The organism is Mesorhizobium sp. CA4, from assembly GCF_020165075.1.
Taxonomy (GTDB): domain Bacteria; phylum Pseudomonadota; class Alphaproteobacteria; order Rhizobiales; family Rhizobiaceae; genus Mesorhizobium.
Genome location: NZ_JAIUHK010000009.1, coordinates 66,335 through 90,986 on the forward strand (window position 1 = coordinate 66,335; position 24,652 = coordinate 90,986).

Sequence of the window (24,652 nt, forward strand, 5' to 3'; positions counted from 1 at the left end):
GCCGACCGCGCGAAAGCCCGCGCGAAATATGCCGTTTCAGTGCTTCTTCGAGAGTTCAATGTCCGACAAGGTCGTCACACGTTTTGCCCCCTCGCCTACAGGCTACCTGCATATTGGCGGGGCGCGCACGGCGTTGTTCAACTGGCTTTATGCCAAGCACACCGGCGGCACGATGCTTTTGCGCATCGAGGACACCGATCGCGAGCGTTCCACCGAGGCCGCCACGGCCGCCATTCTCGACGGTCTGACCTGGCTTGGGCTTTCCTGGGACGGCGACGCCGTCTCGCAGTTCGAGCGCGCGCCGCGCCATCGCGAGGTAGCCGAGGAGCTCGTGCGCATGGGCAAGGCCTATTACAGCTATGAGACGCCGGCGGAGCTGGAGGCAATGCGCGAGGCAGCTAGAGCCAAGGGCCTGCCGCCGCGTTACAACGGCCAGTGGCGCGACCGCGATCCGTCCGAGGCGCCGGCAGGCGTCAAGGGCGCAATCCGCATCAAGGCGCCAACCGAGGGCGAGACGGTCGTGCAGGACCGTGTGCAGGGCGAGGTGCGATTTCCCAACAAGGATCTCGACGACTTCATCATCCTGCGTTCGGACGGCAACCCGACCTACATGCATGCCGTCGTCGTCGACGACCACGACATGGGCGTTACGCATATCATCCGCGGCGACGATCACCTGACCAACGCCGCGCGCCAGACGGTGATCTATAACGCCATGGGCTGGGCGGTGCCATCGATGTCGCACATCCCGCTGATCCATGGCGCCGACGGCGCCAAGCTGTCGAAGCGGCATGGCGCGCTGGGCGTCGAGGCCTATCGCGCCATGGGCTATCTGCCGGAGGCCCTGCTCAACTATCTGGCGCGGCTCGGCTGGAGCCATGGCGACGACGAGGTGATGTCGATCAAGGACATGATCGCCTGGTTCGACATCGCCGACGTCAACAAGGGCGCGGCCCGCTTCGACTTCGCCAAGCTCGAGGCGCTGAACGGCGTGCATATGCGCAAGATGGACGATCGCGCGCTGTTCGACATCTTCGTCGCCACTCTGCCCTATCTCGAAGGCGGCCCGGCGCTCGCAGCAAAGCTCGATGAAAGGCGCAAGGCACAGCTGCTTGCCGCCATGCCTGGCCTCAAGGAGCGGGCCAAGACCCTGGTCGAACTGGTCGATGGCGCGGGTTTCCTGTTCGCCGAGCGGCCCTTGCCTCTCGACGAGAAGGCGGCGAGCTTGCTCAACGCGGATGCGCGCGTGATTCTGCGCGGCGCGCATGGCGCGTTGTCCTCCATCCAAGGCGACTGGAGCGCCAGTTCGGCGGAGGCTTCGATCCGCGAGTTTGCGCAGGCCGGCGGACACAAGCTCGGGGCGGTGGCCCAGCCGCTCAGAGCCGCGCTGACTGGGCGCAGCACCTCGCCCGGCGTGTTCGACGTGCTGGCCGTGCTGGGCCCCAAGGAAAGCCTGGCGAGGATTGCAGATCAAATCGATTAGGAGCGAACTGGCCCAAGAAGATTGGCATTGAAAGGTGTGTTTCGCAGTGCAACATTAGGCCTTGGCCCAATCTGGCACGCACCTCCTAAAATGCGGTGGCGAGTTCGCGCATTCCGGTGATTTCGACGTGTCGTTTGCAGGAATTGCCTTGCCGGCATGAGGAAACATAAAGGAGTTTGGGAATGAGCGAAGCTGCGACAAAACTGGGATCTGGCGGCAAAGCGCACGAGTCGACCGCCAGGCTCGAACTCGCCGGCAAGACGCATGAATTCAAGGTGCGAAGCGGGTCGACCGGGCCTGACGTCATCGACATCGGCGCGCTCTACAGCACCACCGGCGCCTTCACCTACGATCCCGGCTTCACGTCGACAGCGAGCTGCGAGTCGGCGATCACCTTCATTGACGGCGATGCCGGCATCCTGCTGCATCGCGGCTATCCGATCGACCAGCTTGCCGAGCATGGAGACTTCCTCGAGGTCTGCTACCTGCTGCTCTACGGTGAATTGCCGACAAAGGCCCAGAAGGAAGATTTCGACTATCGCGTTACGCGCCACACCATGGTGCACGAGCAGATGTCGCGCTTCTTCACCGGCTTCCGCCGCGACGCACATCCGATGGCCGTGATGTGCGGCGTGGTTGGCGCGTTGTCGGCCTTCTATCACGACTCGACCGACATCTCAGATCCGTATCAGCGCATGGTCGCCTCGATGCGCCTGATCGCCAAGATGCCGACCATCGCGGCGATGGCCTACAAATACCATATCGGCCAGCCCTTCATTTACCCGAAGAACGATCTCGGCTTCGCGGCCAATTTCCTGCACATGTGCTTTGCCGTGCCGTGCGAGGAGTACAAGATCAATCCGGTGCTGGCGCGCGCGATGGAGCGCATCTTCATCCTCCATGCCGACCACGAGCAGAACGCCTCGACCTCGACGGTTCGCCTCGCCGGCTCTTCCGGCGCCAACCCCTTCGCCTGTATCGCCGCCGGCATCGCTTGCCTGTGGGGTCCCGCGCATGGCGGCGCCAACGAAGCGGCGCTGAACATGCTGGGCGAGATCGGCCATGTCGATCACATTCCGGAGTTCATTGCCCGCGCCAAGGACAAGAACGACCCGTTCCGGCTGATGGGCTTCGGCCACCGCGTCTACAAGAACTATGATCCGCGCGCCAAGATCATGCAGAAGACCGCGCATGAGGTATTGGGCGAGCTCGGCATCAAGGACGATCCGCTGCTCGACATCGCGATGGAGCTGGAGAAGATCGCGCTGACCGACGAGTACTTCATCGAAAAGAAGCTTTATCCGAATGTCGATTTCTATTCCGGTATAACGCTGAAGGCGCTCGGCTTCCCCACCACCATGTTCACCGTGCTGTTCGCGGTCGCGCGCACCGTCGGCTGGATCGCCCAGTGGAAGGAAATGATCGAGGATCCGCACCAAAAGATTGGCCGCCCGCGCCAGCTCTACACCGGCGCGACAGAACGCGATTACGTGCCGATTGCTAAGAGATAGGGAATAGTGAGTAGGCAATAGGCAGTAGGGGCTCTCTTTCTACTGCCTATTGCCTACTGCCTTCCTGATACACCCCATCACCACTTCGGCGGCGATCTCGCCCGGGGGCCGCTCGGTCGTCATGCGCCGGGCAATCTCGGCAAAGCCCGCCTTTTGCCAGTCGCGCATGCCGGTATCGGCAAAAAGGGCTTCCAACTGCCTGGCGAGATTTTCCGGGCGGACATACTGGTCATAAAATTCCGGAACCAGCGCGCGGTCGGAAATGAGGTTGGGCAGCAGCGCCGACCATGTCGTCACCATATGCTGCAGAAGCTGGCGCGCGATCGGGTCGAGCTTATAACAGGACACCATCGGAACGCCGGCAAGCGCCAGCTCGAGCGAAACCGTTCCAGACGCGATCAACGCCGCATCGGCCTTGCCGAAGGCCTGCCATTTGCGCTCCGGCTCGGTGATGATCTCCGGCTTGTCGTCCCAGCTGGCGACCGAACCCTTCACCAGTTCGGCGACATGCGGCACTGTCGGCAGGATGAGGCGCAGGCGATGGCCGCGTTGGCGCAGCACCGACATCGCCTTGCCGAAGGGTTCCATCAGCCGGCGGACCTCGCCGCGGCGCGAGCCGGGCAGCACCAGCACCGCCTTGACGCGGTCGTCGGAGAGATCGCGCGGCTGGCTCTGCGCCTTGGCGGCGCCGAGCACGCCCGGATCCTGCGTCAGCCGATGACCGACATAGGTGCCGGGGGGGCCGCCGAGACGGGCAAGCGCCTTCACCTCAAACGGCAGGATGCACAGGATATGGTCGACATACGGCCTCATGGCCACCGCCCTGCCCGGCCGCCAGGCCCATACGCTTGGGCAGACATAGTGGACGATCGGGATGGCGGGTGCTGCCGCGCGGACCTTCTTTGCGACGCGCAGCGAAAAGTCCGGACTGTCGATGGTGACGAGGCAATCGGGCCGCTCGGCCGCGATCATCACCGCCGTCTGGCTGATCCGGCGCATCAGCCGTGGCAGGTCGCGCAGTACCGCGCTGAAGCCCATCAGCGCGATCTCGCTGCCATCGAAAAGCGGCGTCAGCCCCAGCTGCTGCAGATGCCGGCCGCCAATGCCCACAAGTTGCACCTTGCGCCCGGTCGTGCGCTCGAGCGCACGCACGATGTCGGCGCCGAGCAGATCGCCGGATTCCTCCCCGGCGACTATCGCGAGCTTGAGCGGCTTGTCAGCGACCATTAGCCGGCTCCCCATTGGCCAGCTCCGCTGCGGGCAGGCCGACGATGAACAGGCCAAGCGCATTGGCGCGCGCCAGCGTTTCCGGACCTTCGAGAATAAGCGAGCGGCCAGTTTCCAGGGCGATGCCGGCCAGTCCGGCGGCATGCGCGGCCTCGACCGTCTGCGGACCGATCGAGGGCAGGTCCGCACGCAACTCCTGGCCGGGCTTCGCGCATTTGACAAGGACGCCGCGCGTCTTGCCGGCGAGCCTGCCGTGGCCGCGCAATTCCCTTGTCCGCTCGAGTAGCGCGGCGGTGCCCTCCACTCCCTCGAGCGCTATCGCCCGCCCGCCGATCGCGATCGCCGCCTGTCCGATGTCCAGGACGCCGATGGCCTTGGCCGCCGCGCGGCCGGCCTCGATATCGCGCCAATCCGATTGCTTCGGCGCCGTGACCGTCAGCGTCCCCTCGCCGGCGGCGAGTTCCGGCACGACCTCATGCGCGCCGACGACCGTAATGCCGCGCTTCTCCAATCCGCGCGTGATGATCCTCAAAAGCCCGTCATCGCCGCGCGCCAGAGCCATGACCACGGAAGGGATTATCGCCAGCAGGCCAAGGGTCGGGCGGATCTTGGTCAGCCGAGGCCTGCGCCGGATCTCGCCGGCGAGAACCAGATGGCTGATATTGCGGCGTTTCAGCAACGGAACCAGGGAGCCGACATCTTCCAGCGCGAGCGTCGCCTGCTCGTACCTTGCGAAATCCGCCTCGCGATCGACTTCGCCTTCCGCCATGATGATGAAAGGCGAATGTCCCTGCCGCGCAAGGCCCTCCGCCACTTCGACCGGCAAGCTGCCGCCGCCGGCGATGATGCCGACCTTGGAGCCGGGCGGGAGTACAAGCCGTGTTTCGGCGGGCTCAGCCCTCGTCATCGCTGTCATTGTCGTCGCCGTCACCGCCCCTCGACGACGGCATGGCATAGTGCCGCTTGCCGCCGCTGGCGATGAAGTCAATCATCTTCATGGCAGCAGGAGACGAGGAGGCGAATTCCGCCCTGGCGAGCTCGATATTCTCGGCGACGCTGCGGGAGCGGTCGAAAATCAACCGATAAACCTTGCGCAGCAGATAAATCTCCGAGCGTGGCAGACCGGAACGCTTAAGCCCAATGATATTCAGGCCACGCAGCTTGGCGCGATTGCCGGCGGCGATCGCATAGGGAATGATATCGCCGACCACCGCGGAGCAGCCGCCGATGAAGGCGTTGTCGCCGATGCGCACGAACTGGTGAACGGCGGTCAGTCCGCCGATATAGACATTGTCGCCGATCTCGCAGTGGCCGCCGAGCGTCGCGCCATTGGCGAAGGTGGCGTTCTTGCCGACGACACAGTCATGGGCGATGTGGGCATAGGCGAGGAAATTGCCGTTGGCGCCGACACTCGTCTCGCCACGGCTGGAATCCGTGCCGACATGCATCGTGACGCCTTCGCGGATGGTGCAGTTCTCACCGATAACCAGGGTAGTGCGCCCGCCCTTGTGCTTGGTGTTCTGCGGCGGCGCGCCGAGCGTGACCATCGGATAGACCTTCGTCCCTGCCCCGACGGTCGTGGCGCCCATCACCGACACATGGCTGACCAGTTCGACGCCGTCGCTGATGATTGCATCGGCGCCGACATGGCAGAAGGGTCCAACGCGGACGCCTCTGCCGAGCCGGGCTCCTTCTTCGACGACCGAGGAAGGATGAATGGATGTCTCGACTTTCATGAGCATTTCGAATCGTCAGCCGGTAACCATCATGGCCGAAACCTCGGCTTCGGCGACCTTCACGCCATCGACCATCGCCTCGCAGGCGAATTTCAGCAGATTGCCACGTTTCTTGATCTTTTTGACATGGATCCTGAGCTGATCGCCCGGGACCACCGGTTTGCGGAACTTCGCATTATCGATGGTCAGGAAATAAACCAGCGAGGGCTTTTCCGTGTTCAGGCTGCGAATGCATATCGCGCCGGCGGTCTGGGCCATGGCCTCGATGATGAGCACGCCGGGCATGACGGGCTGCTGGGGAAAGTGGCCCTGGAAATGCGGCTCGTTGATGGTCACATTCTTGATGCCGACGGCGGAGTCGTCGCCGTCGATCTCGACGATACGGTCGATCAGCAGGAACGGATAGCGGTGCGGCAGGAGCTTCATGAGCCCCATGATGTCGACCGCCTCGAGTGTCGTTGCCACCACGTCAGCCATTTCCGTCGCCTTGCTTGCGCGTCCTGGCCATCTTGCGCAGCATCGCTATCTCGCGCATGGCTTCCGCCATGGGCTGCGCCGGGTAACCTCCCCAGACCTCGCCTGCCGGCACGTTGTTCATGAATCCACTTCTCGCAGCAAGCTTGGCTCCCGGACCGATGGTCAGATGATCGGCGAGGCCGACACCGCCACCCATGGTGACGTTGTCGCCGACGACGACGGAACCGGAAATACCCGAAAGCCCGGCTATAATGCAATTGCGGCCGATGCGAACATTGTGGGCGATCTGCACCAGATTGTCGATCTTGGTGCCTTGGCCGATGATGGTGTCGGACATCGCGCCGCGGTCGACGGTCGAATTGGAGCCGATCTCGACATCGTCCTGGATGATGACGCGGCCGATCTGCGGCACGCGTTCAGGTCCTTTGGCGCCGCCGACGAAGCCGAAACCGTCCTGGCCGATCCGGGCGCCGCCATGGATGATGACGCGATTGCCGACAAGGGCATATTGAATGCTGGCGCCGGGGCCGATGAAGCCGTCTCGGCCGATCTGGCAGGACCGGCCGATAACGGCGTGGGGCGCAACGACCGTGCCGCTGCCGATGGACACGCCGGGGCCGATCACAGCGCCGGCCTCCACGATCGCCCCGTCTTCGACATGCGCGGATGGATCGATAAACGCATGCGCCGATATGCCGGTTTCTCCGGTCATTGGCCCCGGTGTCGCGGCTTGCGGAAACAACAGGCGTCCGACCATCGCGAAAGCCTGTTGCGGACGTGGATGCATCAGCACGGCGATGCCCGATGGCGCCTTGCTGGCAAAATCGGCGGGGCACAGAACCGCGGCCGCCCTCAGCGACGGCATGAGCGCGAAATTACGCTTGCCGTCGACAAAGACGAGGGCGCCATTGCCGCCTTCACTGGCGGGGGCCAGCGCCTCGATGGCAATTTCGGCCTGAGCGGAATCGAGCAGGCTGGCGCCGGTCAGATTCGCGACCTCGCCAGCCGTATACCGGCGTGAAGGCGCGAAGAACACCGGATCGGTCATTCCAGAAGCAATATCCAGCTGGGTCGGATTAGTCCACTCCGGGCCGTCAACCGGCCCGGAACGATCGCGACCGCGAAATCAGAAGCGGGTCGCGATACCGAAGTTGAATTCCTGCGTTTTATCGGTCGGCTCTTTCTTGACCGGAATCGCATAGTCGATGCGGATCGGACCGAACGGCGAAGCCCACATCAGGCCAACACCGACCGAAGCGCGGAGCTTCATGCCCACAGACGACTGATCGACCAAGCTCGGATCAAGCTTGTTGCCATAAAGGGTTGCCGCATCGGCAAATACCGCACCGCGCAAACCGAAGCTCTCCGGAATGACTGGGAGCGGGAACTGGGCCTCAGCCGAAGCATTGAAATAGGTTGTACCGCCGAGATGATCGCCCGCCCCGTTGCTATCGACAGGACCAATACCGCCATATTCGAAACCGCGGATCATGCGGTCATTGCTCTGGAAGTGGTCAAAGATGCGCAGATCACCCTTGCCGTAGCCAGCAATGTACCCAGCGCCGCCCGAGACGAGACCGACAAGGTCAAGCTGCTCCGACAAGGTCTCATAGACGCTGGCACGCCCGGTTACCTTCACCCACTTGGCATCGCCGCCGAGGCCGGCAAACTCGGTGGTTCCGGTGATGTAAAGCCCCTCATGCGGGTTCTTCATATCGTCGATGGTGTTATAGACGAGGCCCAGGCTGACCGATGACTTCAGCCATGGGCTTTCTGCGATGCCGGCTTGAATTGCTTGCGAAACATCACACTTCGCAGGGTCCAGCGAACCGTCAGTCAAGCAATGGTCCGGGTAGTCATACTTTTCCTGCGAGATGTTATATGCCAGCTGCGTCGAAATGCTGTCGGTGATCGGCAGGCCGAAGCGAATGGTCGCGCCCGTGACGTCGCTGTCATAATGATCGTATTCGCGGGTCGACTTGTAGATGTCGAAGCCCGCCGCGATGCGCCGGCCAAGGAAGTAAGGCTCGGTGAAGGAAACAGCGAAGTCGCGCGAATGCTTGCCGCCGCCGGCCGACAGCTTGATGTATTGGCCGCGTCCGAGGAAGTTGCGCTCCGTGATCGAGCCTTCGATCGAGGGGCCGGGCGTGTCGCCGCCAGTCGAATAGCCGGCGCCGACCGAGAATTCGCCGGTCGACTTCTCGACCACGTTGACCACCAGCACGACCTGGTCAGGCGCCGAGCCCGGAACCGTCGAGATGTCGACGGACTGGAAATAATCAAGGGCTTCCAGCCGCTTCTTCGCGCGCTGGATGAGAACCTGGTTGAAGGCGTCGCCCTCGCTGACATCGAATTCGCGACGGATGACATAGTCGCGCGTGCGGTCGTTGCCGCGGATTTCGATGCGCTCGATATAGGCCTTGGTGCCCTGGTCGATGGTGTAGACGACCGAAATGGTGTGGTTCTCGAAGTTGCGGTCGCCGCGCGGCGTCACCTGGGCGAAAGCATAGCCCGAGCCCGCGACCTTCTCGGTCAAGGCGACGATCGAATCCTCGACGTCCTTGGCGTTGTAGACGTCGCCCTTATGGGTCTCGACTGCGGATTCCAGCGACTTCGAGTCCACCTCGGGAATGGTGCTTTCCACGCTGACGTCGCCGAACGTGTAGCGGTCGCCTTCCTGCACGGTGATGGTGACCGTGTATTTGTTGGTGGTGTCGTCGAGCTCGCCGACGGCCGAGACGACCTGGAAGTCGGCATAACCGTGATTGTAGTAGAAGCGGCGCAGCAGCTCCTGGTCGGCGCGGAGCTTGTCCTCGTCATAGACGTCGTCGCGCAGCACGAAGGACAGCCAGGACGAGCGCTTGGTGTTGATGACATCCGACAGGCGGCGGCTGGAAAAAGCGTGGTTGCCAACGAAATTGATCGCAGCAATCTGGGTGCGGCCGCCTTCATTGATGTTGAAGACCACGTTCACGCGGTTGTCGCCGAGATCCATGACCTGCGTGGTCACCGCGGCATCGTCACGACCGATGCGCTTGTAGGCCGTCTTGATCGCCTCGACATCGGCGTCCAGCGTCTGCTGCGAGAAGGTTGCACGCGGCTTCAGCTGGATACCCATCTGAAGCGCGTTGTCCTTGATCTTCTTGTTGCCCTGGAACAGGACCTGGTTGACGACCTTGTATTCGGAAACCTTGACGACCAGGCTCGAACCGACTTGGTTGATCCGGACGTCCGAGAACAGCCCGGTGCCGAACAGCGCCTTGACGGCGTCGTCGATATCGGAGCTGGAGAAAGGCTTGCCCGGCTTGATCGCGATATAATTGCGGATCGTCTCGGCATCGACGCGCTGGTTGCCGCTGACCTCTACCCGCGAAATGACCGCGGCTTCGGCCACGGATGTGGCGGCCAACTGCACTGCGAGCGCGCCTGGCATGACCAGAGCGGCGGACAAAGCCGCCGCGGAAGCGGCGCTCAGAAACTTGGATGCTGCCTTCATCGGGCTTTTGTACCTTTTTCTCGTAGTCCCCACGGCGAGAAAACCGGACGTGCGGTATTTTCCCGTACCGTATTAACCGGATTTTCCCTACACGCAAGGCTCCCGGTTAATTTGTATTTACTTAACCGTACCGCGTGGCTTTCGCGTCACGCATATCCCCACGCATGGTAAACGGCATCTCAATACGACCGGCGCTGAAGCCAAATTTCTTCATGATTTCAGCACCCAAACAGATCGTTCCAAAAGACGAAGCCCATGAAGCCGAGCACCAGGAACAGCCCGGTCCGATAGGCCATCTCCATCATTCGCTCCGAAACGGGCCGCCTAATGACGGCCTCCACGCCGTAGAACAACAGGTGGCCGCCGTCGAGAGGGGGAATCGGCAGGAGATTGAGAAATCCTATTCCGACTGACAGAAATGCAACAAGCTGCACCAGCCACTCGAAGCCGAGCTTGGCTGCCTGACCCGACATCTTCGCGATCTTGATCGGGCCGCCCAACTGGCATTTGTCCTCGCGCCCAAGCGCAAAGCGCTGCAGGAATTGGCCGGTGCGCTCGATCACATGCCCGGTTTCTTCGACCGCCGCCACCACGGCGCCGGCCGGCGTATAGGAGATCAGGCGCGGCTGGCCGAGCTCGGCGTTGTTGACGACTCCGATCACCGCGACCTTGACCTTGTTGCCCAGCGCATCCTGCTGCTCCATGGGCTCCGGGGTCGCCGTAACGTCGATTTCCTTGCCGTCGCGCAGCATGGTGAAGGTGATGGCGTCGCCCGCCCGGCCCGAAACCAGCCGCTGCACGTCGGCGAAGGTCTCCACCTTGCTGCCGTCGACTCTAACGAATCGGTCGCCCGGCTGGATTCCGGCTTTCTGCGCCGGGCTGCCGGCGGTCACTTCGGCCACCGTCGGCTCCAAGACCGGGCGGCCATAGAGAGAAAACAGCACCGCAAACACGGCAATCGTCAGCAGGAAATTGAAAAGCGGGCCCGCGACGACAGTGGCGGCGCGCTTCCAGATGGGTTGCGTGTGAAAGGCGACCGCGCGCTCGGCTTCCGTCAGCGATTCGAGCCCTTCCGTGCTCGGCTGGCTCGACGTCGCATTCATGTCGCCGACGAATTTGACGTAGCCGCCAAGCGGAATGGCGCAAAGCTTCCAGCGCGTGCCGCGGCGGTCGTAAAAACCGAAGAGCTCAGGGCCGAAGCCGATGGAAAAAGCCTTTACGCCGATGCCGCACCAGCGGCCGATCAGATAGTGGCCCATCTCGTGGACGAACACGACCACGGTCAGCACGAACAAAAACGGCACGAGCGTGCCAAGGACGAAGCCTTGTGTGCTGAAGACCGCGTGAAAGATGTCGTTCAAGTCATGCCCTCAAATTCGCCCGCACGCGACATTCCACCGCGACTGTGGCATCAATCCGGGCGAATCGGTGGCGCGCGCCATTTTTCGCCTTACTGCTGTGTCGTTCAGTTTGGAAAAAGCCCCAATGCCGGATGCTCGGCGCCCGCCGCGACCCAGCCTATGACGTACAGCGCGAACGCCGCCGCGACAAGCCCGTCCACCCTGTCCATGACGCCGCCATGGCCGGGAATGAGATTGCTGGAATCCTTGGCGCCGTGCCGGCGCTTGACCCATGATTCGAACAGATCGCCGATCTGCGAAACGATCGAGAGAGCGAGCGCGACGAGGCCAAGCTGGACAAGATTGCCGGCGCCGGCCGCGATTGCGAGCAAAACTCCGGCGATAACGCCGCCCACCGCGCCACCCAGCGCGCCGCTCTGGGTCTTGCCGGGCGAGATCGAGGGCGCGAGCTTCGGGCCGCCGACCGCGCGGCCGACGAAATAGGCCGCTATATCGGTCGCCCAGACCACGGCGAACAGGAAGAGAATCGCAATCAGCCCGGAATGATTGTCGTCGCGGAGATAGGCGAGCGAAAGGCCGGAAAGAGCCGCGTAGGCCAGCCCGGAAGCTTCCCAAGGCGCTGCCCCCCTGATCCGGGCGACAATGGCCGCGACCGCCACAAGGATTGCGACAAGGAGGAGCAGCCACAAGGCCGGCAGGCCGACGATCAGCGCGCCGATGAAGATCACAATCAGCGCTTCCGGCAGGAAGCCGAGCGCCGCGCCGTTGCCGGGGCGCGCCATGCGCGTCCATTCATAGAAGATCAGCGCCGCTATTCCCGCGCAAAACAGCCGGAACGGCAATCCGCCGAGCCAGGTGAGCGCAAGCGTCAGAGCCGCCATCACGATTGCCGAGATGACGCGCTGCTGGAGGTTGCTCATTCCTGGCGGCGCCTAAAGCGCGACATCGCGGGCGGCGAGCCCGCCGAAGCGTCGTTCACGGCCGGCAAAGTCACGCAGGGCATCGGCCAGATGCTCGCGGCTGAAGTCCGGCCAATAGCAAGGCAGGAAGACAAGCTCGCTATAGGCGGCCTGCCAGAGAAGGAAGTTCGACAGCCTGAGCTCGCCGCTGGTCCGGATCACCAGTTCGGGATCGGGAATGCCCTGTGTGTCAAGCGACGCCGCGAAGCTTTCGGCCGTGATCGCGTCGCTCGCCATGTCGCCGCGCGCGACGGCATCCGCCAGTTTGCGAGCGGTGCGCACGATCTCGTCGCGGCCGCCATAATTGAAGGCGATCACCAGCGTCAGCGCCTCGTTGCCGGCGGTCAGCGTTTCGGCGTCCTGCAGCAGGCCTCTGATGTCGGGCTGCAGACCTTCCTTGTCGCCGATCACCCTCACCCGCACCCCGTTCTGATGCAGTTCGGCGAGATCGCGGCGGATGAACAGCTTCAAAAGACCCAGGAGGTCACTGACCTCGGATTTCGGCCGCGACCAGTTCTCGGAGGAAAAGGCGTAGACGGTCAGGTAGGAGACGCCGAGTTCTGGTGCGGCGCGGACCGTCTTGCGCAGGGCCTCGACGCCGGCGCGGTGCCCGGCAAGGCGCGGCAGGCCGCGCGCCTTGGCCCAGCGTCCGTTTCCATCCATGATGATCGCGACATGCGCGGGCGTTGCCATAGTCTCGCTTTCGAGCCGGAAATCCCGACCCTAAACCTGCATGATTTCAGCTTCCTTATCGGAAAGCAGGTGATCGATGGTGCTGATCATCTCGTCGGTCAGCTTCTGGACCTGGTCGGACCGCTTGCGCTGGTCGTCTTCGCTGATGGTGCCGTCCTTCTCAGCTTTCTTGAGGAAATCCATGCCGTCGCGGCGGACATGGCGCACCGCGACGCGCGCGTTCTCGGCATAACCATGCGAAATCTTGACCAGTTCCTTACGGCGCTGCTCGTTTAGCTCGGGCAGCGGGATCCTCAGCGTGGTGCCGTCGACGATCGGGTTGAAGCCCAGATTGGCTTCACGGATGGCGCGGTCGACCGCGCTGACCATCGACTTGTCCCAGACCGACACCGAAATCATGCGCGGCTCCGGCACCGAGACATTGGCGACCTGGTTGATCGGCATCGCCGTGCCGTAGGCCTGCACCTGGACGGCGTCGAGCAGGTTGCTGGAGGCCCGGCCGGTGCGCAGCGAAGCCAGGTCATGCTTGAAGGCGGCGATCGCCCCGTCCATGCGTCGCTTCAGGTCTTCGTACTCGCCACTCATGATCATCTCCTCGACCCGTTCGCCGGGTTCACTGTTTCTATCGTCGTTCGGTTCGCGGTTCCGTAGTCGCTCAACGAATCCTGGCGCCTGTTACTTGTCCGTGACGACCGTGCAATGGCCGCCGCCTCTCAGAATATCGCCGAAACCACCTTTTTCATGGATCGAATAGACGATTATCGGAATGTTGTTTTCGCGCGCAAGTGCAATCGCTGCCGTATCCATGATCGCAAGCCCGCGTTTGATGACTTCGGCGTGGCTGATGCGGTCGAAGCGAACAGCGTTCGGGTCTTTCTTGGGATCGGCCGAATAGACCCCGTCGACCTGCGTACCCTTGAACAGCGCATCGGCACCGATCTCGGCGGCGCGAAGGGCCGCAGCCGAATCGGTGGTGAAGAACGGATTGCCGGTGCCGCCGGCGAAGATGACCACCTTGCCCTGGTTCATATAGGCCGTCGCCTGGCGCTGGGAAAAGCTCTCGCAAAGTTCCGGCATGGCGATCGCCGAAAGCACGACGGCGTCGACGCCGATCTTGTTGAGCGAGGTGCGCAGCGCCAGCGAATTGATGACGGTGGCGAGCATGCCCATGTGGTCGCCGGTGACACGGTCGCCGCCCTTGGAGGCGACGGCCACGCCGCGAAAAATGTTGCCGCCGCCGATGACGACGCCCACTTCGACGCCCAGCGCGCGCGCCTCGGCAATGTCTGCGGCGATGCGGTCGACCACCGAGACGTCGATGCCGAAATGCTGCTCGCCCATCAACGCTTCGCCGGAAGCTTTCAGCACGACACGTCGATAGAGGGGCTTCACCGTCATCTCATTCCTCGAAATCTCGGCGCGGCAAATTTGGAGGCAAACCGCCCCCGCTTCATCCGGCGATGCTGTCATGACGGGTTGACCCGATACACGAAGGGCGCGGCGATGTCACGCCGCGCCCTCGTGCAAAATTCGAAGGCTTTTTCGATCAGTTGCCGTCTTTCGATCAGTTGCTTGAGATGCTGACCGCCTCGCCTTCGATGATAACCGCAGGCGAATAACCGGCCGGCTTGTCGCCCGTCACCGCGCCGCCGGTCACCCGGACCTGGATCTCGGGGCCGAAATAGGAATGCGGGAACGGCGCAGGCGTGGCGCTGACCTTTTCCAGCCGAGCGCGAAGCTCTGCGGGAATCGAAAAATCGAGCGCGCCAAGATTATCCTCGAGCTGGTTGAGCTTCGTCGCTCCGAGGATGACGGAGGCGATGCCGGGCTGCGTCGCCACCCAGTTGAGCGCGACCTGGGCCATGCTGCGGCCGAGTTCGGCCGCCACCTTCTCGAGCTCCGCGACGATCGCCCAATTGCGGTCGCTGAACTTCTGGAAGCTGGGATGCGTGGTGTTGCGGAAACCGTCGAGCCTGCCGGCGTTTCCGGCTTGGGTCGGCCTGTATTTGCCGCTGAGCAGGCCGCTGGCCAAAGGGCTCCACACCATGATGCCCGCGCCATGACGGATGGCGAAAGGCACATATTCATGTTCGATGGCGCGCTCGGCGAGCGAATATTCGAGCTGCAGCGCCGAGACCGGCTCATAGCCACGCAATTCGGCGATCGCCTGGGCGCGGCCGGCATACCAGGCCGGCACGTCGGAGAGGCCGATATGGCGCACCTTTCCGGCGCGAACGAGGTCGTCCAGCGTGCGCAGCACCTCCTCGGCCGGAGTGATCCTGTCCCAGACATGCAGAAGGTAAAGATCGATATAGTCGGTGCCGAGCCGTTTCAGCGAGGCGTCCACGGCCCGCATGATGTTCTTGCGGCCGTTGCCGCCGGCATTCGGATTGCCGGCTTCGGAATTCATGGTGAATTTGGTGGCGATGACCGCCTTGTCCCGCAGGCCGCGCTCGGCGACGAACTCACCGAGCCAGGTCTCGGCAGTGCCGGCGGTATAAAGGTCCGCCGTATCGAAGAAGTTGCCTCCCGCTTCGACATAGGCGTCGAACATCGCGCGGGCTGTGTCCCTGTCCGCGCCCCAGCCCCATTCGGTGCCGAAGGTCATGGTGCCGAGCGCCAGCCGGCTGACGCGCAGGCCGCTGTTGCCAAGCGTGTAATAGCTCATGGTCATGGTGATCTCCGATTCTGAACTGATTTGCTGCCGGTCACTGGCCGGGGGTCGCCTTGACCCAGGGATTGCCGCGCTCATGCGTCATGCGGAAGGTGAAGCCGTCGACCTTCCAGCCGGCAGCCGAGCGTGTCAGGTGGTGCTCATAGGTGCCCCAGACTTCCCAGAGCGGGTTGCCATTGCCTTCCATCCGGTTCCAGGCATAACCGTTGGACCGGACAGTCGCGGCATCGGCTTCGAGCACGACCTGGTGGTTGGTGCGAAGATGCAGGCTGGTCTTGCTGCCTTTGAGGTTGCCCGCCCAGGCGCCGATCAGGTCGTCGGACGCGATATTGGCCGCGGGCTGCCCGGACAGGCTGCTGAAATCGGCGGTGACACGCTCGGCGAAATAGCTGCGCGCCAGCTTCCAATCCTGCGCATCCACCGCGCGGTCGATCGCATCGGCAATGCGGATAACGGTGCGCTCGTCGGCAAGCGCCTGCCAGCCGGCCGGTTCGGCGCCGCCGGCATCGACCGGCGCCAGTGCCATGCCTGCCGCAAAAGTTACATGTCTCAACACGTTCATTTCGCCTCTCCCAGGGCATCAGCCCGCCGCCGATGTGTTGACACCAGTATGAGCTGGCCCAGGAGTATGGATAAGATTGCATTGTTCGCAAAGACTGTGCGATATCATTCATGAATGGATCGCGATCTGCTCACACACCTGCCGGTCATCGTCGCCGTGGCGCGCCGCGGCGGCTTCGCGCTTGCCGCGGCTGAGCTCGGCATGAGCCCATCTGCGGTCAGCCACGCGGTCCGGCTGGTGGAAGAGCGCATCGGCCAACCGCTCTTTGCGCGTACGACGCGCAGCGTCTCGCTGACGGAAGCCGGCAAAGCGCTGGTGGAGACCGCGGCTCCTGCCCTGCAGGACATCGCCGAGCGGATGGATCGCATTCGCGGCGTGAAAGGAAGGCCGGCCGGCCTGCTGAGGATCAACGCCTCCAACATAGCGATCCCCTTGGCGGTGACGCCGGTGGTCGCGGCGATGGCCGAACGCTATCCCGATGTGACGGTCGAAATCGTTGCCGATCAGGGACTTATCGATATCGTCGGCGAAGGTTTTGACGCCGGCATCCGGCTGGGTGAAATGATCGCGCAGGACATGGTCACCGTCAGGATGACGCCGCCGTTCAAAGCCGTGATCGTCGCCTCTCCCGCCTATGTCGGAAAGCACGGCCGTCCGCGCGACGTGGCCGATCTCGCCAATCACAACTGTGTCGGCTACCGGCTGGTTCGGTCCGGCGCGCTTTACCGCTGGGACCTGAACGACAATGGCAAGGATGTCGTCGTCGAAACGCGCGGCACGGCCACTGTCACGGATTCGCTTGGCGCCATCGATCTGGCGCTGGCCGGCGTCGGGCTCGCCTACGCCTTCGAGCCGCTGGTGCGCGCCGACCTTGCCGCCGGCCGCCTCGCCCAGATCCTGCCGCAGACGGCGATCGAGGAGCCCGGGCTCTTCCTCTATTTCCCGCGCCGCGCGTCGATGGCGCCGAAGCTCAGGGCCTTTATCGATACCGCACAAGAAATCGGCCGGGCATCCATGCGGACACCCGGCCGAGTTGCCTGAGCTCGTGAGCTCTTCACCTTAAGGGAAACGCTGCGCGATTCCCTTGGATCAGAGCTATTTCTTGACCGCAGCCGCGACTTCCGCCGCGAAATCGGTCGTTTCCTTCTCGATGCCCTCGCCCAGCGCGTAACGCAGATAAGCGGTGATCTTCGCCGGAGCGCCGATCTCCTTCTCCGCATCCTTCAGCGCCTTCTCGACGGTGACGTCGGGATTGAGCACGAAGGCCTGCTTCAAAAGCACCACCTCTTCATAGAACTTGCGCAGGCGGCCCTCGACCATCTTCTCGATGATGGCTTCCGGCTTGCCCGACTGACGCGCCTGGTCGGAGAAGATCGCCTTCTCGCGCTCGACAAGCGCCGGGTCGACTTCCTCGGCGCTCAGTGCGACCGGGTTGCTGGCGGCGACATGCATCGCGACCTGGCGGGCAAAGGCGTTGGCCGCATGCTCGTTGCCGGTGGTCTCGATCGCCACCAGCACGCCGAGCTTGCCGAGGCCGTCGGCAACCGCGTTGTGGACATAGGTCGCCACCACGCCGTGCGGCACGGTGAGCTTGGCCGAACGGCGGAAGCCCATGTTCTCGCCGATGGTGCCGACCGCGTCTTTGATGGTCTCGGTGACCGACTTGTCGGAGCCCGGATATTTGGCGGCGGCAACGGCTTCGGTCGTGCCGTAGGCGAGCGCGACCTTGGCGACGTTGGCGACGATTTCCTGGAAAGCCGCATTGCGGGCGACGAAGTCGGTCTCGGAATTGACCTCGACAATGGCGGCTTCACGCACGCCGGCATCGACGCCGATCAGGCCCTCGGCGGCAGTGCGGCCAGCCTTCTTGTCGGCCTTGGAAATGCCCTTCTTGCGCAGCCAGTCGACGGCCGCTTCCATGTCGCCGTTGGTCTCGTTCAACGCCGCCTTGCAGTCCATCATGCCCGCGCCGGTCAAGTCGCGGAGTTCTTTGACCTGTGCAGCCGAAATCGTCATTGTCGCCTCTTTGTTTCAAATGCGCCGACGCACCAACCGGACTCGGGTGATGCGCTCGGCAAAAGCGCTTTAGCGCGCCAACTTATTGGAAAGATGAAGGCCGGGGCCCGGCATTCCTTATCAAGCTTCCGGAGTTTCGGCGGCCGGAGTGTCGAGCGCCGGCTCGACCGGAACCTCGGCCGAAGCGCCGACGTCGACGCCGAGCGCGCCCTGCTGGCGCGCGATGCCGTCGATGGCGGCCTTGGCGATCAGGTCGCAATAGAGCTGGATGGCGCGGGCCGCGTCGTCATTGCCGGGAATCGGGAAGTCGATCTTGTCCGGGTCGCAGTTCGAATCGATGATGGCCACGACCGGGATGCCGAGGCGCTTGGCCTCGAGGATGGCGATCGCTTCCTTGTTGGTGTCGATGACGAACATCAGGTCCGGCGTCGAGCCCATGTCCTTGATGCCGCCGAGAGCCTTGTTGAGCTTCTCGCGCTCGCGGTCGAGGTTCAGGCGCTCCTTCTTGGTGAGGCCCTGCGCCTCGCCGGCGAGCGTCTCGTCGAGCTTGCGCAGGCGCTGGATCGAGTTCGAGATCGTCTTCCAATTGGTGAGCATGCCGCCCAGCCAGCGCGAGTTGACATAGTACTGGGCCGAACGCTGCGCCGCGTCGGCGACGATGTCGGACGCCTGGCGCTTGGTGCCGACGAACAGCACGCGGCCACCCTTGGCGACGGTGTCGGACACCTGCTTCAGCGCCTGGTGCAGCAGCGGCACCGTCTGCGACAGGTCGATGATGTGGATGTTGTTGCGGGCGCCATAGATGTAAGGCGCCATCTTCGGGTTCCAGCGGTGGGTCTGGTGGCCGAAGTGAACACCAGCTTCCAAAAGCTGGCGCATGCTGAAATCTGGCAGAGCCATTCTTTAGTTCCTTTCCGGTTGGCCTCCACGGACACAGGCATTTCGGACAGGATGTCCTGATGCCACCGGAGGTTTCAGCCGGATTTCTCCCGGGCAGACACCAAAGTCCGTGTGTGGAATGAGCGCGCATATAGAGGGGAAGTCCTATAAACGCAAGCCGGGTGTCACTTCGCGCATCAACGTGCGGCAATCAGCGCACCGGTGCCGATCATCGCGCCGCCAGCGAGCCTGTTCATGAGGCGCATGCGCTTCGGGGTTTTGAACCACCCGGCTGCCCGACCCGCCATCGCGGCATAGAGGCCCATGGTGATGATATTGACGCTGACCACGACAAGGACCACGAGTAGGCCATCGGCGAACGTCATGGTGTCAAGGTTGAGGATCAGCGGCATGATGGAGGCGTGGAACAGAATCGCCTTCGGATTGCCGAGCGCAATGGATGCGCCGAGAAAGAAGGACCGCGACAGCCGCGCCTGTATCTGACGAGAGTCGTCCGGTTTCTGAGCGGCGGTCCGCCACATCCTGATGCCGAGAAAGACCAGATAAGCGGCGCCGGCATATTTCAGCAAAAGAAAAACCCACTCGAAGGTCTGGGCCAAGGCCACCAATCCGAGCAACGCCAGGGTGACCAGGACGGCGTCGCCCGCGGCGACCCCCATGCCGGCTATGAAAGCGCGCAAGAACCCACGCGACAGACCGTTGGTGATGACCGCGAACATCGCCGGTCCAGGCGTGGCGGCGGCCAATGAGATCGCGACGCAATAAGCCAGGAACGCCGTCACCGTCATCGTCTTACCTTCCCATTCGGAACCCGCACGCGGCGGAAGATCGCCACGATGTCCTCACGGCTGCATTCGATCGCCCCAAGCCTGACCGCGCGATCACGCTCGAACCCAGTGATATCGTAATGCGGCGCCGATGTCTTGGGCGGCCCCTGATAGGACGAGCGCTTAAGGCCTAGCTCGGCGGCAAAGCGATGGAGTTCGTCGGTATTGTCGGCGAGCAGATGACACCAGCGGTGGCCGGCCCATTTCCAGATCGCCGCATCGACATAGACCGCCATCAGGCCCACCGCATGCGGTGAGCCTCACACATGGCATTCGCAGGCCAAGCCTGCAAGCCGGGCCGGCTGCCGTCAGCAAATGCTATTTCGAAGCAGGGCAAGGCTTGGTCTGGTCGAACAGCGACAGGTTCACAAGCTTGCCGGTCATCGAGAACTCGCCATAGTCCATGACGAGGTCGCGCGTAATGCCGTTCTCATGCAGCTTGAAGCTGATCCGGTATTCCGGCACCTCTTCGCCGCTTTTGTCGGTATCGTCGAAATAGGCGATGTCGACCGGCCAGTATTTGTCGGAGGCGAGCTTGGCCAGCGCCGGCGCTTCCGGGTCCGTCTTTTCGGCTTCGGTCTTCTTGCCGACGATGACCGTGGTGGTCATCACCTTGTTGGCGTCCTCGGAGCCGTCGAACAGGTTCGTCTGGTAGAAATTCTCGCCCTTCTCGGCCTTGCCGATCAGCTCGACCAGATGCTGGGTCGGAAACTGCGTCGCCGCGAGCTCGAGACTGTTCTTCTCCGGCTTGTCGATATCGACCTTGAGGCCCTTCGCTTCCCTGGTGGCCGTGCCTTTGACTTCCTTGTCGAGGTTCTGGTCGACAAAGGATTTGGTCACGAAGGAAAAGGTCTTGCCTTCGGCGTCCTCGAACGTGGTCGTCTGCTGGTCGGTCAGCCTGGTGTTGTCATTGGTCACGATCTGGGTAACGAAGCGGAACTTGACCGTATAGCCTTCACAGGCGGAGCCGTTGAACTCGTAGACCATGCGGCCCGTGATGCCGGTAATGCCTGAACGGTCGGAGGCCTTGTTGAGCGTCAGATCGTAGACGGCGCGATGCGCCTGCAGCGCTGGCACAGCAAAGGCCGGCGCCATCGGAAACGCGGCCGAAAGGCAGGCGGCGGCGAGAAAAAGGCGCGTTGCGCGCATGCGTTGCTCCGGTCGTCGCGGCTGGGGGCAGGCCGCAGGGAAAGATGGTCCAGCTTAAAAAAAGTCGTGGCGGAAGCGAGGCAAAAATAGCAATTTCGGCCCGGCCAACGCGGCGTCTTCCAGCAATAGGGAAAACCAATGAGCGAAACAATCGAAAAGCGGCTAAGCGATCTTGGCGTCACCCTTCCGGCCGCCGCCGCGCCCGCCGCCAACTACGTGCCCTATTGCCGCACCGGCGACATGCTCTTTACCGCCGGCCAGCTGCCGCTGAAGGACGGCAAGCTGCAGGCAAGCGGGCTGCTTGGCCGCGACATCGACACCGTGGCTGGCAAGGAAGGCGCGAAAATCTGCGCCATCAACATCCTGGCGCAGGCCAAGGCCGCGCTCGGCGATCTCGAAAAGATCCGCCGCCTAGTCAAGATCACCGTCTTCGTCGCCTCCGCGCCTGACTTCGTCGAGCAGCATCTGGTTGCCAACGGCGCCTCCGACTTCCTGGTCGCGGTACTCGGCGAGCGCGGCAAGCACGCCCGCTCCGCCGTCGGCACCGCCTCGCTGCCGCTCAACGCCGCGGTCGAGATCGAAGCGATCTTCGAAGTCGAGTGAGGCTTAACATGACCGATCTGTCCTGGCTGATCGCGCGACCTGTCGCGCATCGCGGCTTCCACGACATGAACAAGACCCGCTGGGAGAACACGCTGTCGGCCTTCGCCGCGGCGGCCGAGCGCGGCTACGCCATCGAATGCGACGTTCATATCTCGTCCGACGGCGTCCCGGTCATCATCCATGACGGCGACCTGAAGCGCCTCACCGGCCAGGACGGGTTTGTCTGGCAATGTACCGCAGCCGAGCTGGCGACACTCAGGATCGGCGGCACCAAAGACCACGTCCCGACGCTCGAGGAAGCGCTCGACCTGATCGACGGCCGCGTGCCGTTGGTGGTCGAGCTGAAAGGCGTTCCCGGTCACGACGCGGGGCTGGTGGCAAGCGTCGGCCGGCTGCTCAAGCGCTACAAGGGCAAGGTGGCGATCATGTCGTTCGATCACTGGCTGATCCGCGACTTCGCCAAGGATGCGCCAGGCATCCCCGGCGGGCTGACCGCCTATGGCAGGGACAACCAGCTGATCGAAGCGCATTTCGCCATGCTCGCGCACGACCTCGCCTTCACCTCCTACGCCGCCGGCGACCTGCCGAACCCCTTCGTCAGCTTCGTGCGCGAAAAGCTGAAAATGCCCGTCATCACCTGGACGGTGCACGACCAGCCGGCGGTCGACCTCACCTTCAAATATGCCGACCAGATGACCTTCGAGGGATTTGAGCCTGATCTGGTCAAGGTCGCCTGAGGAATGCCTGAAACGTGACTTGTAGACGCCTGGGTGACGCTTAAATAAGCCCAATGGATCAAGGTGACGACGACGATGGACGGGCAGCGAACGCGGACTATGCGATCCGCGTCGCGGCGGGTATCGGCGCCTTCACCTGCGAGGAATGGAACGGCTTTGCCGGTACCACGCGTGGTGGCCAAGGAAACGGCTACAATCCGCTGGTTTCATTCGCTTTTCTAAGCGCTCTGGAAGATTCCGGCTGCGCTGTCCGGCGCACCGGCTGGCAGGGCCATCACCTGCGGTTGGAAACCGCGCAGGGCAGGCTTCTCGGCGCCGTCCCTTGTTACCTCAAATCGCACAGCCAGGGCGAATATGTCTTCGACCATGGCTGGTCGGACGCCTTCGAGCGCGCCGGCGGGCGCTACTATCCCAAACTGCAATGCTCGGTGCCCTTCACGCCGGTCACCGGCCCTCGCCTGCTGGTCAGCAAAGGCGAGAATGAAGGCGCCGTGAAGGCCGGATTGGCGGAGGGCCTGAAGCTCGTGACCGACAAGCTCGGCGTCTCTTCCGCGCATGTCACCTTCGCCACCGAGCCGGATGTCGCGACGCTGGAAGCGGCGGGCTTCCTGCATCGCACCGACCAGCAGTTCCATTTCCTCAACGATGGCTTTTCGACCTATGACGACTTCCTCGCCACGCTCGCCTCGCGCAAGCGCAAGGCGATGAAGAAGGAGCGCCGCGAGGCGCTGGTCGACGGCATCTCGATCGACTGGCTGACCGGCAAGGACATCACCGAGCGCGTCTGGGACGATTTCTACGCTTTCTACATGGATACCGGCGGCCGCAAATGGGGCCGGCCCTATCTCAACCGGCAGTTCTTCTCGCTGATCGGCGAGCGTATGGCCGACGACATTCTTCTGGTGATGGCGAAGCGGAACGGCCGCTACATTGCCGGCGCCATCAACTTCATCGGCTCCGACGCGCTCTACGGTCGCAACTGGGGCTGCATCGAGGATCACCCTTTCCTGCATTTCGAGGTCTGCTACCATCAGGCGATCGATTTCGCCATCGAACGCAAGCTCAAGGTGGTGGAGGCGGGCGCGCAGGGCGAGCACAAGCTGGCGCGCGGCTACCGGCCGGTGACCATGCATTCGGCGCACTACATCTCGCATCCCGGTTTGCGCAATGCCGTCGCCGACTATCTCAGGCGCGAGCGGCGCGAGGTCGAACGCATGGGCGAATATCTCGAAGAGCACACACCCTTCCGCAAGGACCTCGAGGAATAGTCGGGCCTCGCCCGCGCGCCATGCCGCTGTGATGAAAAACAGCGCCGACACGTTTGCCGCATCAGGCGACAAATGTCGGCGCTCATGCAATAGCAGGGCGTGCCGTCAAGAACAGCCGATAGTCCTGGCAAAGCGAATGACGCCGGCTTGATGCATGCCTTCCAAAACTACGCAGGTTTTGCGAGAACGACATGCATGAAAACAGAGACTTAAAGCGCGTCGCCTGAATCCATTCCGCACGACGCGCTTTAGCGATCTCGCCTGAGCGCCTTGCCGCCCGGTGGCGGCTTCGCTACACCGGACAGCGAATGCAATTGGGAGTGTCACCCCATGGCCGAAGCTTATGATCCCGGCAACATCTTCGCGAAAATCCTGCGCGGCGAGATCCCCTCGCACCGCGTCTACGAGGACGATGCTGTCGTCGCCTTCATGGATGTGATGCCGCAAGGCACAGGCCACACTCTGGTGGTGCCCAAAGCGCCGTCGCGCAACATCCTCGACGCCGATCCGGCAACGTTCGCACCTCTGTTCATGGTCGTCCAGAAGGTGGCCGTGGCGGTGAAAAAGGCCTTCGACGCCGACGGCGTCACCCTCATGCAGTTCAACGAATCTGCCTCCGGGCAGACCGTCTACCATCTCCATGTCCACGTCGTGCCGCGCTTCGAAGGTGTGCCATTGAAGCCGCATTCCGGCCAGATGGAGAAGCCTGAAGTGCTGGCCGAGAACGCCGACAAGATCCGGGCGGCGCTGGCAAGCTGAACGGCTGGCGCCCGGCCGGCAGCGGTTGCGCAAGTGTCCGGAACGACGACGGCTCGGGTCCGACCTCAAGCTTTTCCCGGATCGCCGCGGCGATGCTCGGCTTTCCCGAGCGCGGCGCACCGTTGAGGATGATGATTTGTCCGGCTTCCAAGCGGTGCTCCCTTCAACGAAAAAAGGCCCCGTTGCCGGGGCCTTTTGTATTTCAAGCGAGCGC

General features: G+C 63.0%; 25 protein-coding genes and 1 pseudogene. 7 read left to right on the forward strand and 19 right to left on the reverse strand.

Annotated features, from left to right (window positions below):
- The first annotated feature begins 58 nt into the window (after positions 1-58).
- On the forward strand, positions 59-1,483 hold the full coding sequence (gene gltX / locus LB528_RS09845) for a glutamate--tRNA ligase (RefSeq protein WP_224510346.1): 1,425 nt from the start codon (positions 59-61) through the stop codon (positions 1,481-1,483).
- Positions 1,484-1,665: 182 nt separating this feature from the next.
- Positions 1,666-2,994 (forward strand): citrate synthase, encoded by a 1,329-nt coding sequence (gene gltA / locus LB528_RS09850; protein WP_224510348.1) that lies wholly within the window; start codon positions 1,666-1,668, stop codon positions 2,992-2,994.
- Between the two features lie 39 nt (positions 2,995-3,033).
- Here gltA and lpxB read toward each other — a convergent pair whose 3' ends face one another.
- From lpxB to LB528_RS09915, 13 genes are all read right to left on the reverse strand, one after another.
- The gene (lpxB, locus tag LB528_RS09855) at positions 3,034-4,221 is read right to left on the reverse strand and encodes a lipid-A-disaccharide synthase (RefSeq protein ID WP_224714721.1); all 1,188 of its coding nucleotides are present in this window, start codon (positions 4,219-4,221) and stop codon (positions 3,034-3,036) included.
- Positions 4,211-5,128, reverse strand: a complete 918-nt coding sequence (locus LB528_RS09860) for an LpxI family protein (protein WP_224510502.1) — start codon at positions 5,126-5,128, stop codon at positions 4,211-4,213. Before LB528_RS09860 ends, lpxB begins: the two co-directional genes overlap by 11 nt.
- On the reverse strand, positions 5,115-5,957 hold the full coding sequence (lpxA, locus tag LB528_RS09865) for an acyl-ACP--UDP-N-acetylglucosamine O-acyltransferase (protein ID WP_224714723.1): 843 nt from the start codon (positions 5,955-5,957) through the stop codon (positions 5,115-5,117). The genes LB528_RS09860 and lpxA overlap by 14 nt, the downstream gene beginning before the upstream one ends.
- A 15-nt stretch (positions 5,958-5,972) precedes the next feature.
- Positions 5,973-6,434 carry a 3-hydroxyacyl-ACP dehydratase FabZ gene (gene fabZ, locus LB528_RS09870; protein ID WP_224714724.1) on the reverse strand — a complete coding sequence of 154 codons (462 nt, stop codon included), beginning with the start codon at positions 6,432-6,434 and terminating at the stop codon, positions 5,973-5,975.
- Entirely contained in the window at positions 6,427-7,482 is a 1,056-nt protein-coding gene (lpxD, locus tag LB528_RS09875) for a UDP-3-O-(3-hydroxymyristoyl)glucosamine N-acyltransferase (protein ID WP_224714726.1), read from the reverse strand. The genes fabZ and lpxD overlap by 8 nt, the downstream gene beginning before the upstream one ends.
- Positions 7,483-7,560: 78 nt before the next feature.
- Complete coding sequence (bamA, locus tag LB528_RS09880) at positions 7,561-9,930, reverse strand: outer membrane protein assembly factor BamA (protein WP_224714727.1); 2,370 nt, start codon at positions 9,928-9,930, stop codon at positions 7,561-7,563.
- A gap of 218 nt (positions 9,931-10,148) precedes the next feature.
- Positions 10,149-11,291, reverse strand: a complete 1,143-nt coding sequence (rseP, locus tag LB528_RS09885) for an RIP metalloprotease RseP (RefSeq protein WP_224510364.1) — start codon at positions 11,289-11,291, stop codon at positions 10,149-10,151.
- A 104-nt stretch (positions 11,292-11,395) separates the two neighbouring features.
- A complete protein-coding gene (locus LB528_RS09890) occupies positions 11,396-12,211 on the reverse strand; it encodes a phosphatidate cytidylyltransferase (protein WP_224714729.1) in 816 nt (271 codons plus the stop codon).
- Positions 12,212-12,223: 12 nt separating this feature from the next.
- The gene (locus LB528_RS09895) at positions 12,224-12,943 is read right to left on the reverse strand and encodes an isoprenyl transferase (protein ID WP_224714730.1); all 720 of its coding nucleotides are present in this window, start codon (positions 12,941-12,943) and stop codon (positions 12,224-12,226) included.
- Between the two features lie 30 nt (positions 12,944-12,973).
- The gene (gene frr / locus LB528_RS09900; RefSeq protein WP_082037291.1) at positions 12,974-13,528 is read right to left on the reverse strand and encodes a ribosome recycling factor; all 555 of its coding nucleotides are present in this window, start codon (positions 13,526-13,528) and stop codon (positions 12,974-12,976) included.
- Between the two features lie 90 nt (positions 13,529-13,618).
- Complete coding sequence (pyrH, locus tag LB528_RS09905; protein ID WP_040987265.1) at positions 13,619-14,341, reverse strand: UMP kinase; 723 nt, start codon at positions 14,339-14,341, stop codon at positions 13,619-13,621.
- Between the two features lie 166 nt (positions 14,342-14,507).
- Positions 14,508-15,617 carry an aldo/keto reductase gene (locus LB528_RS09910; protein WP_224510374.1) on the reverse strand — a complete coding sequence of 370 codons (1,110 nt, stop codon included), beginning with the start codon at positions 15,615-15,617 and terminating at the stop codon, positions 14,508-14,510.
- A gap of 34 nt (positions 15,618-15,651) precedes the next feature.
- A complete protein-coding gene (locus tag LB528_RS09915) occupies positions 15,652-16,179 on the reverse strand; it encodes a nuclear transport factor 2 family protein (RefSeq protein ID WP_224510377.1) in 528 nt (175 codons plus the stop codon).
- A 114-nt stretch (positions 16,180-16,293) separates the two neighbouring features.
- On the opposite strand from LB528_RS09915, the gene LB528_RS09920 reads away from it, so the two are divergent.
- Entirely contained in the window at positions 16,294-17,220 is a 927-nt protein-coding gene (locus LB528_RS09920) for a LysR family transcriptional regulator (RefSeq protein WP_224510379.1), read from the forward strand.
- Positions 17,221-17,274: 54 nt separating this feature from the next.
- On the opposite strand, the gene tsf is transcribed toward LB528_RS09920, so the two are convergent.
- From tsf to LB528_RS09945, 5 genes are all read right to left on the reverse strand, one after another.
- Positions 17,275-18,195 carry a translation elongation factor Ts gene (gene tsf / locus LB528_RS09925; RefSeq protein WP_224510382.1) on the reverse strand — a complete coding sequence of 307 codons (921 nt, stop codon included), beginning with the start codon at positions 18,193-18,195 and terminating at the stop codon, positions 17,275-17,277.
- Positions 18,196-18,315: 120 nt separating this feature from the next.
- Positions 18,316-19,095 (reverse strand): 30S ribosomal protein S2, encoded by a 780-nt coding sequence (gene rpsB, locus LB528_RS09930; protein ID WP_224510385.1) that lies wholly within the window; start codon positions 19,093-19,095, stop codon positions 18,316-18,318.
- A gap of 176 nt (positions 19,096-19,271) precedes the next feature.
- A complete protein-coding gene (locus LB528_RS09935) occupies positions 19,272-19,883 on the reverse strand; it encodes a LysE family translocator (protein WP_224510388.1) in 612 nt (203 codons plus the stop codon).
- Positions 19,880-20,158 carry a DUF4031 domain-containing protein gene (locus LB528_RS09940; protein ID WP_140841277.1) on the reverse strand — a complete coding sequence of 93 codons (279 nt, stop codon included), beginning with the start codon at positions 20,156-20,158 and terminating at the stop codon, positions 19,880-19,882. The genes LB528_RS09935 and LB528_RS09940 overlap by 4 nt, the downstream gene beginning before the upstream one ends.
- Positions 20,159-20,240: 82 nt before the next feature.
- Positions 20,241-21,071, reverse strand: coding sequence for a cell envelope integrity EipB family protein (locus tag LB528_RS09945; RefSeq protein ID WP_224510391.1), 831 nt, complete (start codon positions 21,069-21,071; stop codon positions 20,241-20,243).
- Positions 21,072-21,209: 138 nt separating this feature from the next.
- Here LB528_RS09945 and LB528_RS09950 point away from each other — a divergent pair, with 138 nt between their 5' ends.
- The 4 genes from LB528_RS09950 to LB528_RS09965 all read left to right on the forward strand — a co-directional run bounded on the left by LB528_RS09950 (position 21,210) and on the right by LB528_RS09965 (position 24,438).
- Positions 21,210-21,674, forward strand: a complete 465-nt coding sequence (locus tag LB528_RS09950) for a RidA family protein (RefSeq protein WP_224510394.1) — start codon at positions 21,210-21,212, stop codon at positions 21,672-21,674.
- A gap of 8 nt (positions 21,675-21,682) precedes the next feature.
- Positions 21,683-22,411, forward strand: a complete 729-nt coding sequence (locus LB528_RS09955) for a glycerophosphodiester phosphodiesterase (protein ID WP_224510397.1) — start codon at positions 21,683-21,685, stop codon at positions 22,409-22,411.
- 53 nt (positions 22,412-22,464) lie between these two features.
- Positions 22,465-23,679: a GNAT family N-acetyltransferase gene (locus LB528_RS09960; protein WP_224510400.1), complete on the forward strand. Its 1,215-nt coding sequence runs from the start codon at positions 22,465-22,467 to the stop codon at positions 23,677-23,679.
- Between the two features lie 330 nt (positions 23,680-24,009).
- Positions 24,010-24,438 carry an HIT family protein gene (locus LB528_RS09965; RefSeq protein ID WP_224510403.1) on the forward strand — a complete coding sequence of 143 codons (429 nt, stop codon included), beginning with the start codon at positions 24,010-24,012 and terminating at the stop codon, positions 24,436-24,438.
- 55 nt (positions 24,439-24,493) lie between these two features.
- Here the strand turns inward: LB528_RS09965 and LB528_RS09970 are convergent.
- A pseudogene (locus LB528_RS09970) lies at positions 24,494-24,589 on the reverse strand (phosphotransferase-like protein); the annotation flags it as partial.
- Between the last annotated feature and the right edge of the window lie 63 nt (positions 24,590-24,652).

Coding starts and splice junctions, on each gene's coding strand:
- LB528_RS09920 (WP_224510379.1), top strand. CDS start 16,294: ATGGATCGCGATCTGCTCACACACCTGCCGGTCATCGTCGCCGTGGCG.
- LB528_RS09860 (WP_224510502.1), bottom strand. CDS start 5,128: ATGACGAGGGCTGAGCCCGCCGAAACACGGCTTGTACTCCCGCCCGGC.
- LB528_RS09895 (WP_224714730.1), bottom strand. CDS start 12,943: ATGGCAACGCCCGCGCATGTCGCGATCATCATGGATGGAAACGGACGC.
- pyrH (WP_040987265.1), bottom strand. CDS start 14,341: ATGACGGTGAAGCCCCTCTATCGACGTGTCGTGCTGAAAGCTTCCGGC.
- bamA (WP_224714727.1), bottom strand. CDS start 9,930: ATGAAGGCAGCATCCAAGTTTCTGAGCGCCGCTTCCGCGGCGGCTTTG.
- gltX (WP_224510346.1), top strand. CDS start 59: ATGTCCGACAAGGTCGTCACACGTTTTGCCCCCTCGCCTACAGGCTAC.
- LB528_RS09945 (WP_224510391.1), bottom strand. CDS start 21,071: ATGCGCGCAACGCGCCTTTTTCTCGCCGCCGCCTGCCTTTCGGCCGCG.
- lpxD (WP_224714726.1), bottom strand. CDS start 7,482: ATGACCGATCCGGTGTTCTTCGCGCCTTCACGCCGGTATACGGCTGGC.
- LB528_RS09955 (WP_224510397.1), top strand. CDS start 21,683: ATGACCGATCTGTCCTGGCTGATCGCGCGACCTGTCGCGCATCGCGGC.
- LB528_RS09915 (WP_224510377.1), bottom strand. CDS start 16,179: ATGAACGTGTTGAGACATGTAACTTTTGCGGCAGGCATGGCACTGGCG.
- LB528_RS09890 (WP_224714729.1), bottom strand. CDS start 12,211: ATGAGCAACCTCCAGCAGCGCGTCATCTCGGCAATCGTGATGGCGGCT.
- lpxB (WP_224714721.1), bottom strand. CDS start 4,221: ATGGTCGCTGACAAGCCGCTCAAGCTCGCGATAGTCGCCGGGGAGGAA.
- fabZ (WP_224714724.1), bottom strand. CDS start 6,434: ATGGCTGACGTGGTGGCAACGACACTCGAGGCGGTCGACATCATGGGG.
- LB528_RS09940 (WP_140841277.1), bottom strand. CDS start 20,158: ATGGCGGTCTATGTCGATGCGGCGATCTGGAAATGGGCCGGCCACCGC.
- tsf (WP_224510382.1), bottom strand. CDS start 18,195: ATGACGATTTCGGCTGCACAGGTCAAAGAACTCCGCGACTTGACCGGC.
- LB528_RS09950 (WP_224510394.1), top strand. CDS start 21,210: ATGAGCGAAACAATCGAAAAGCGGCTAAGCGATCTTGGCGTCACCCTT.
- LB528_RS09910 (WP_224510374.1), bottom strand. CDS start 15,617: ATGACCATGAGCTATTACACGCTTGGCAACAGCGGCCTGCGCGTCAGC.
- LB528_RS09965 (WP_224510403.1), top strand. CDS start 24,010: ATGGCCGAAGCTTATGATCCCGGCAACATCTTCGCGAAAATCCTGCGC.
- LB528_RS09960 (WP_224510400.1), top strand. CDS start 22,465: ATGGATCAAGGTGACGACGACGATGGACGGGCAGCGAACGCGGACTAT.
- rpsB (WP_224510385.1), bottom strand. CDS start 19,095: ATGGCTCTGCCAGATTTCAGCATGCGCCAGCTTTTGGAAGCTGGTGTT.
- lpxA (WP_224714723.1), bottom strand. CDS start 5,957: ATGAAAGTCGAGACATCCATTCATCCTTCCTCGGTCGTCGAAGAAGGA.
- frr (WP_082037291.1), bottom strand. CDS start 13,528: ATGAGTGGCGAGTACGAAGACCTGAAGCGACGCATGGACGGGGCGATC.
- LB528_RS09935 (WP_224510388.1), bottom strand. CDS start 19,883: ATGACGGTGACGGCGTTCCTGGCTTATTGCGTCGCGATCTCATTGGCC.
- gltA (WP_224510348.1), top strand. CDS start 1,666: ATGAGCGAAGCTGCGACAAAACTGGGATCTGGCGGCAAAGCGCACGAG.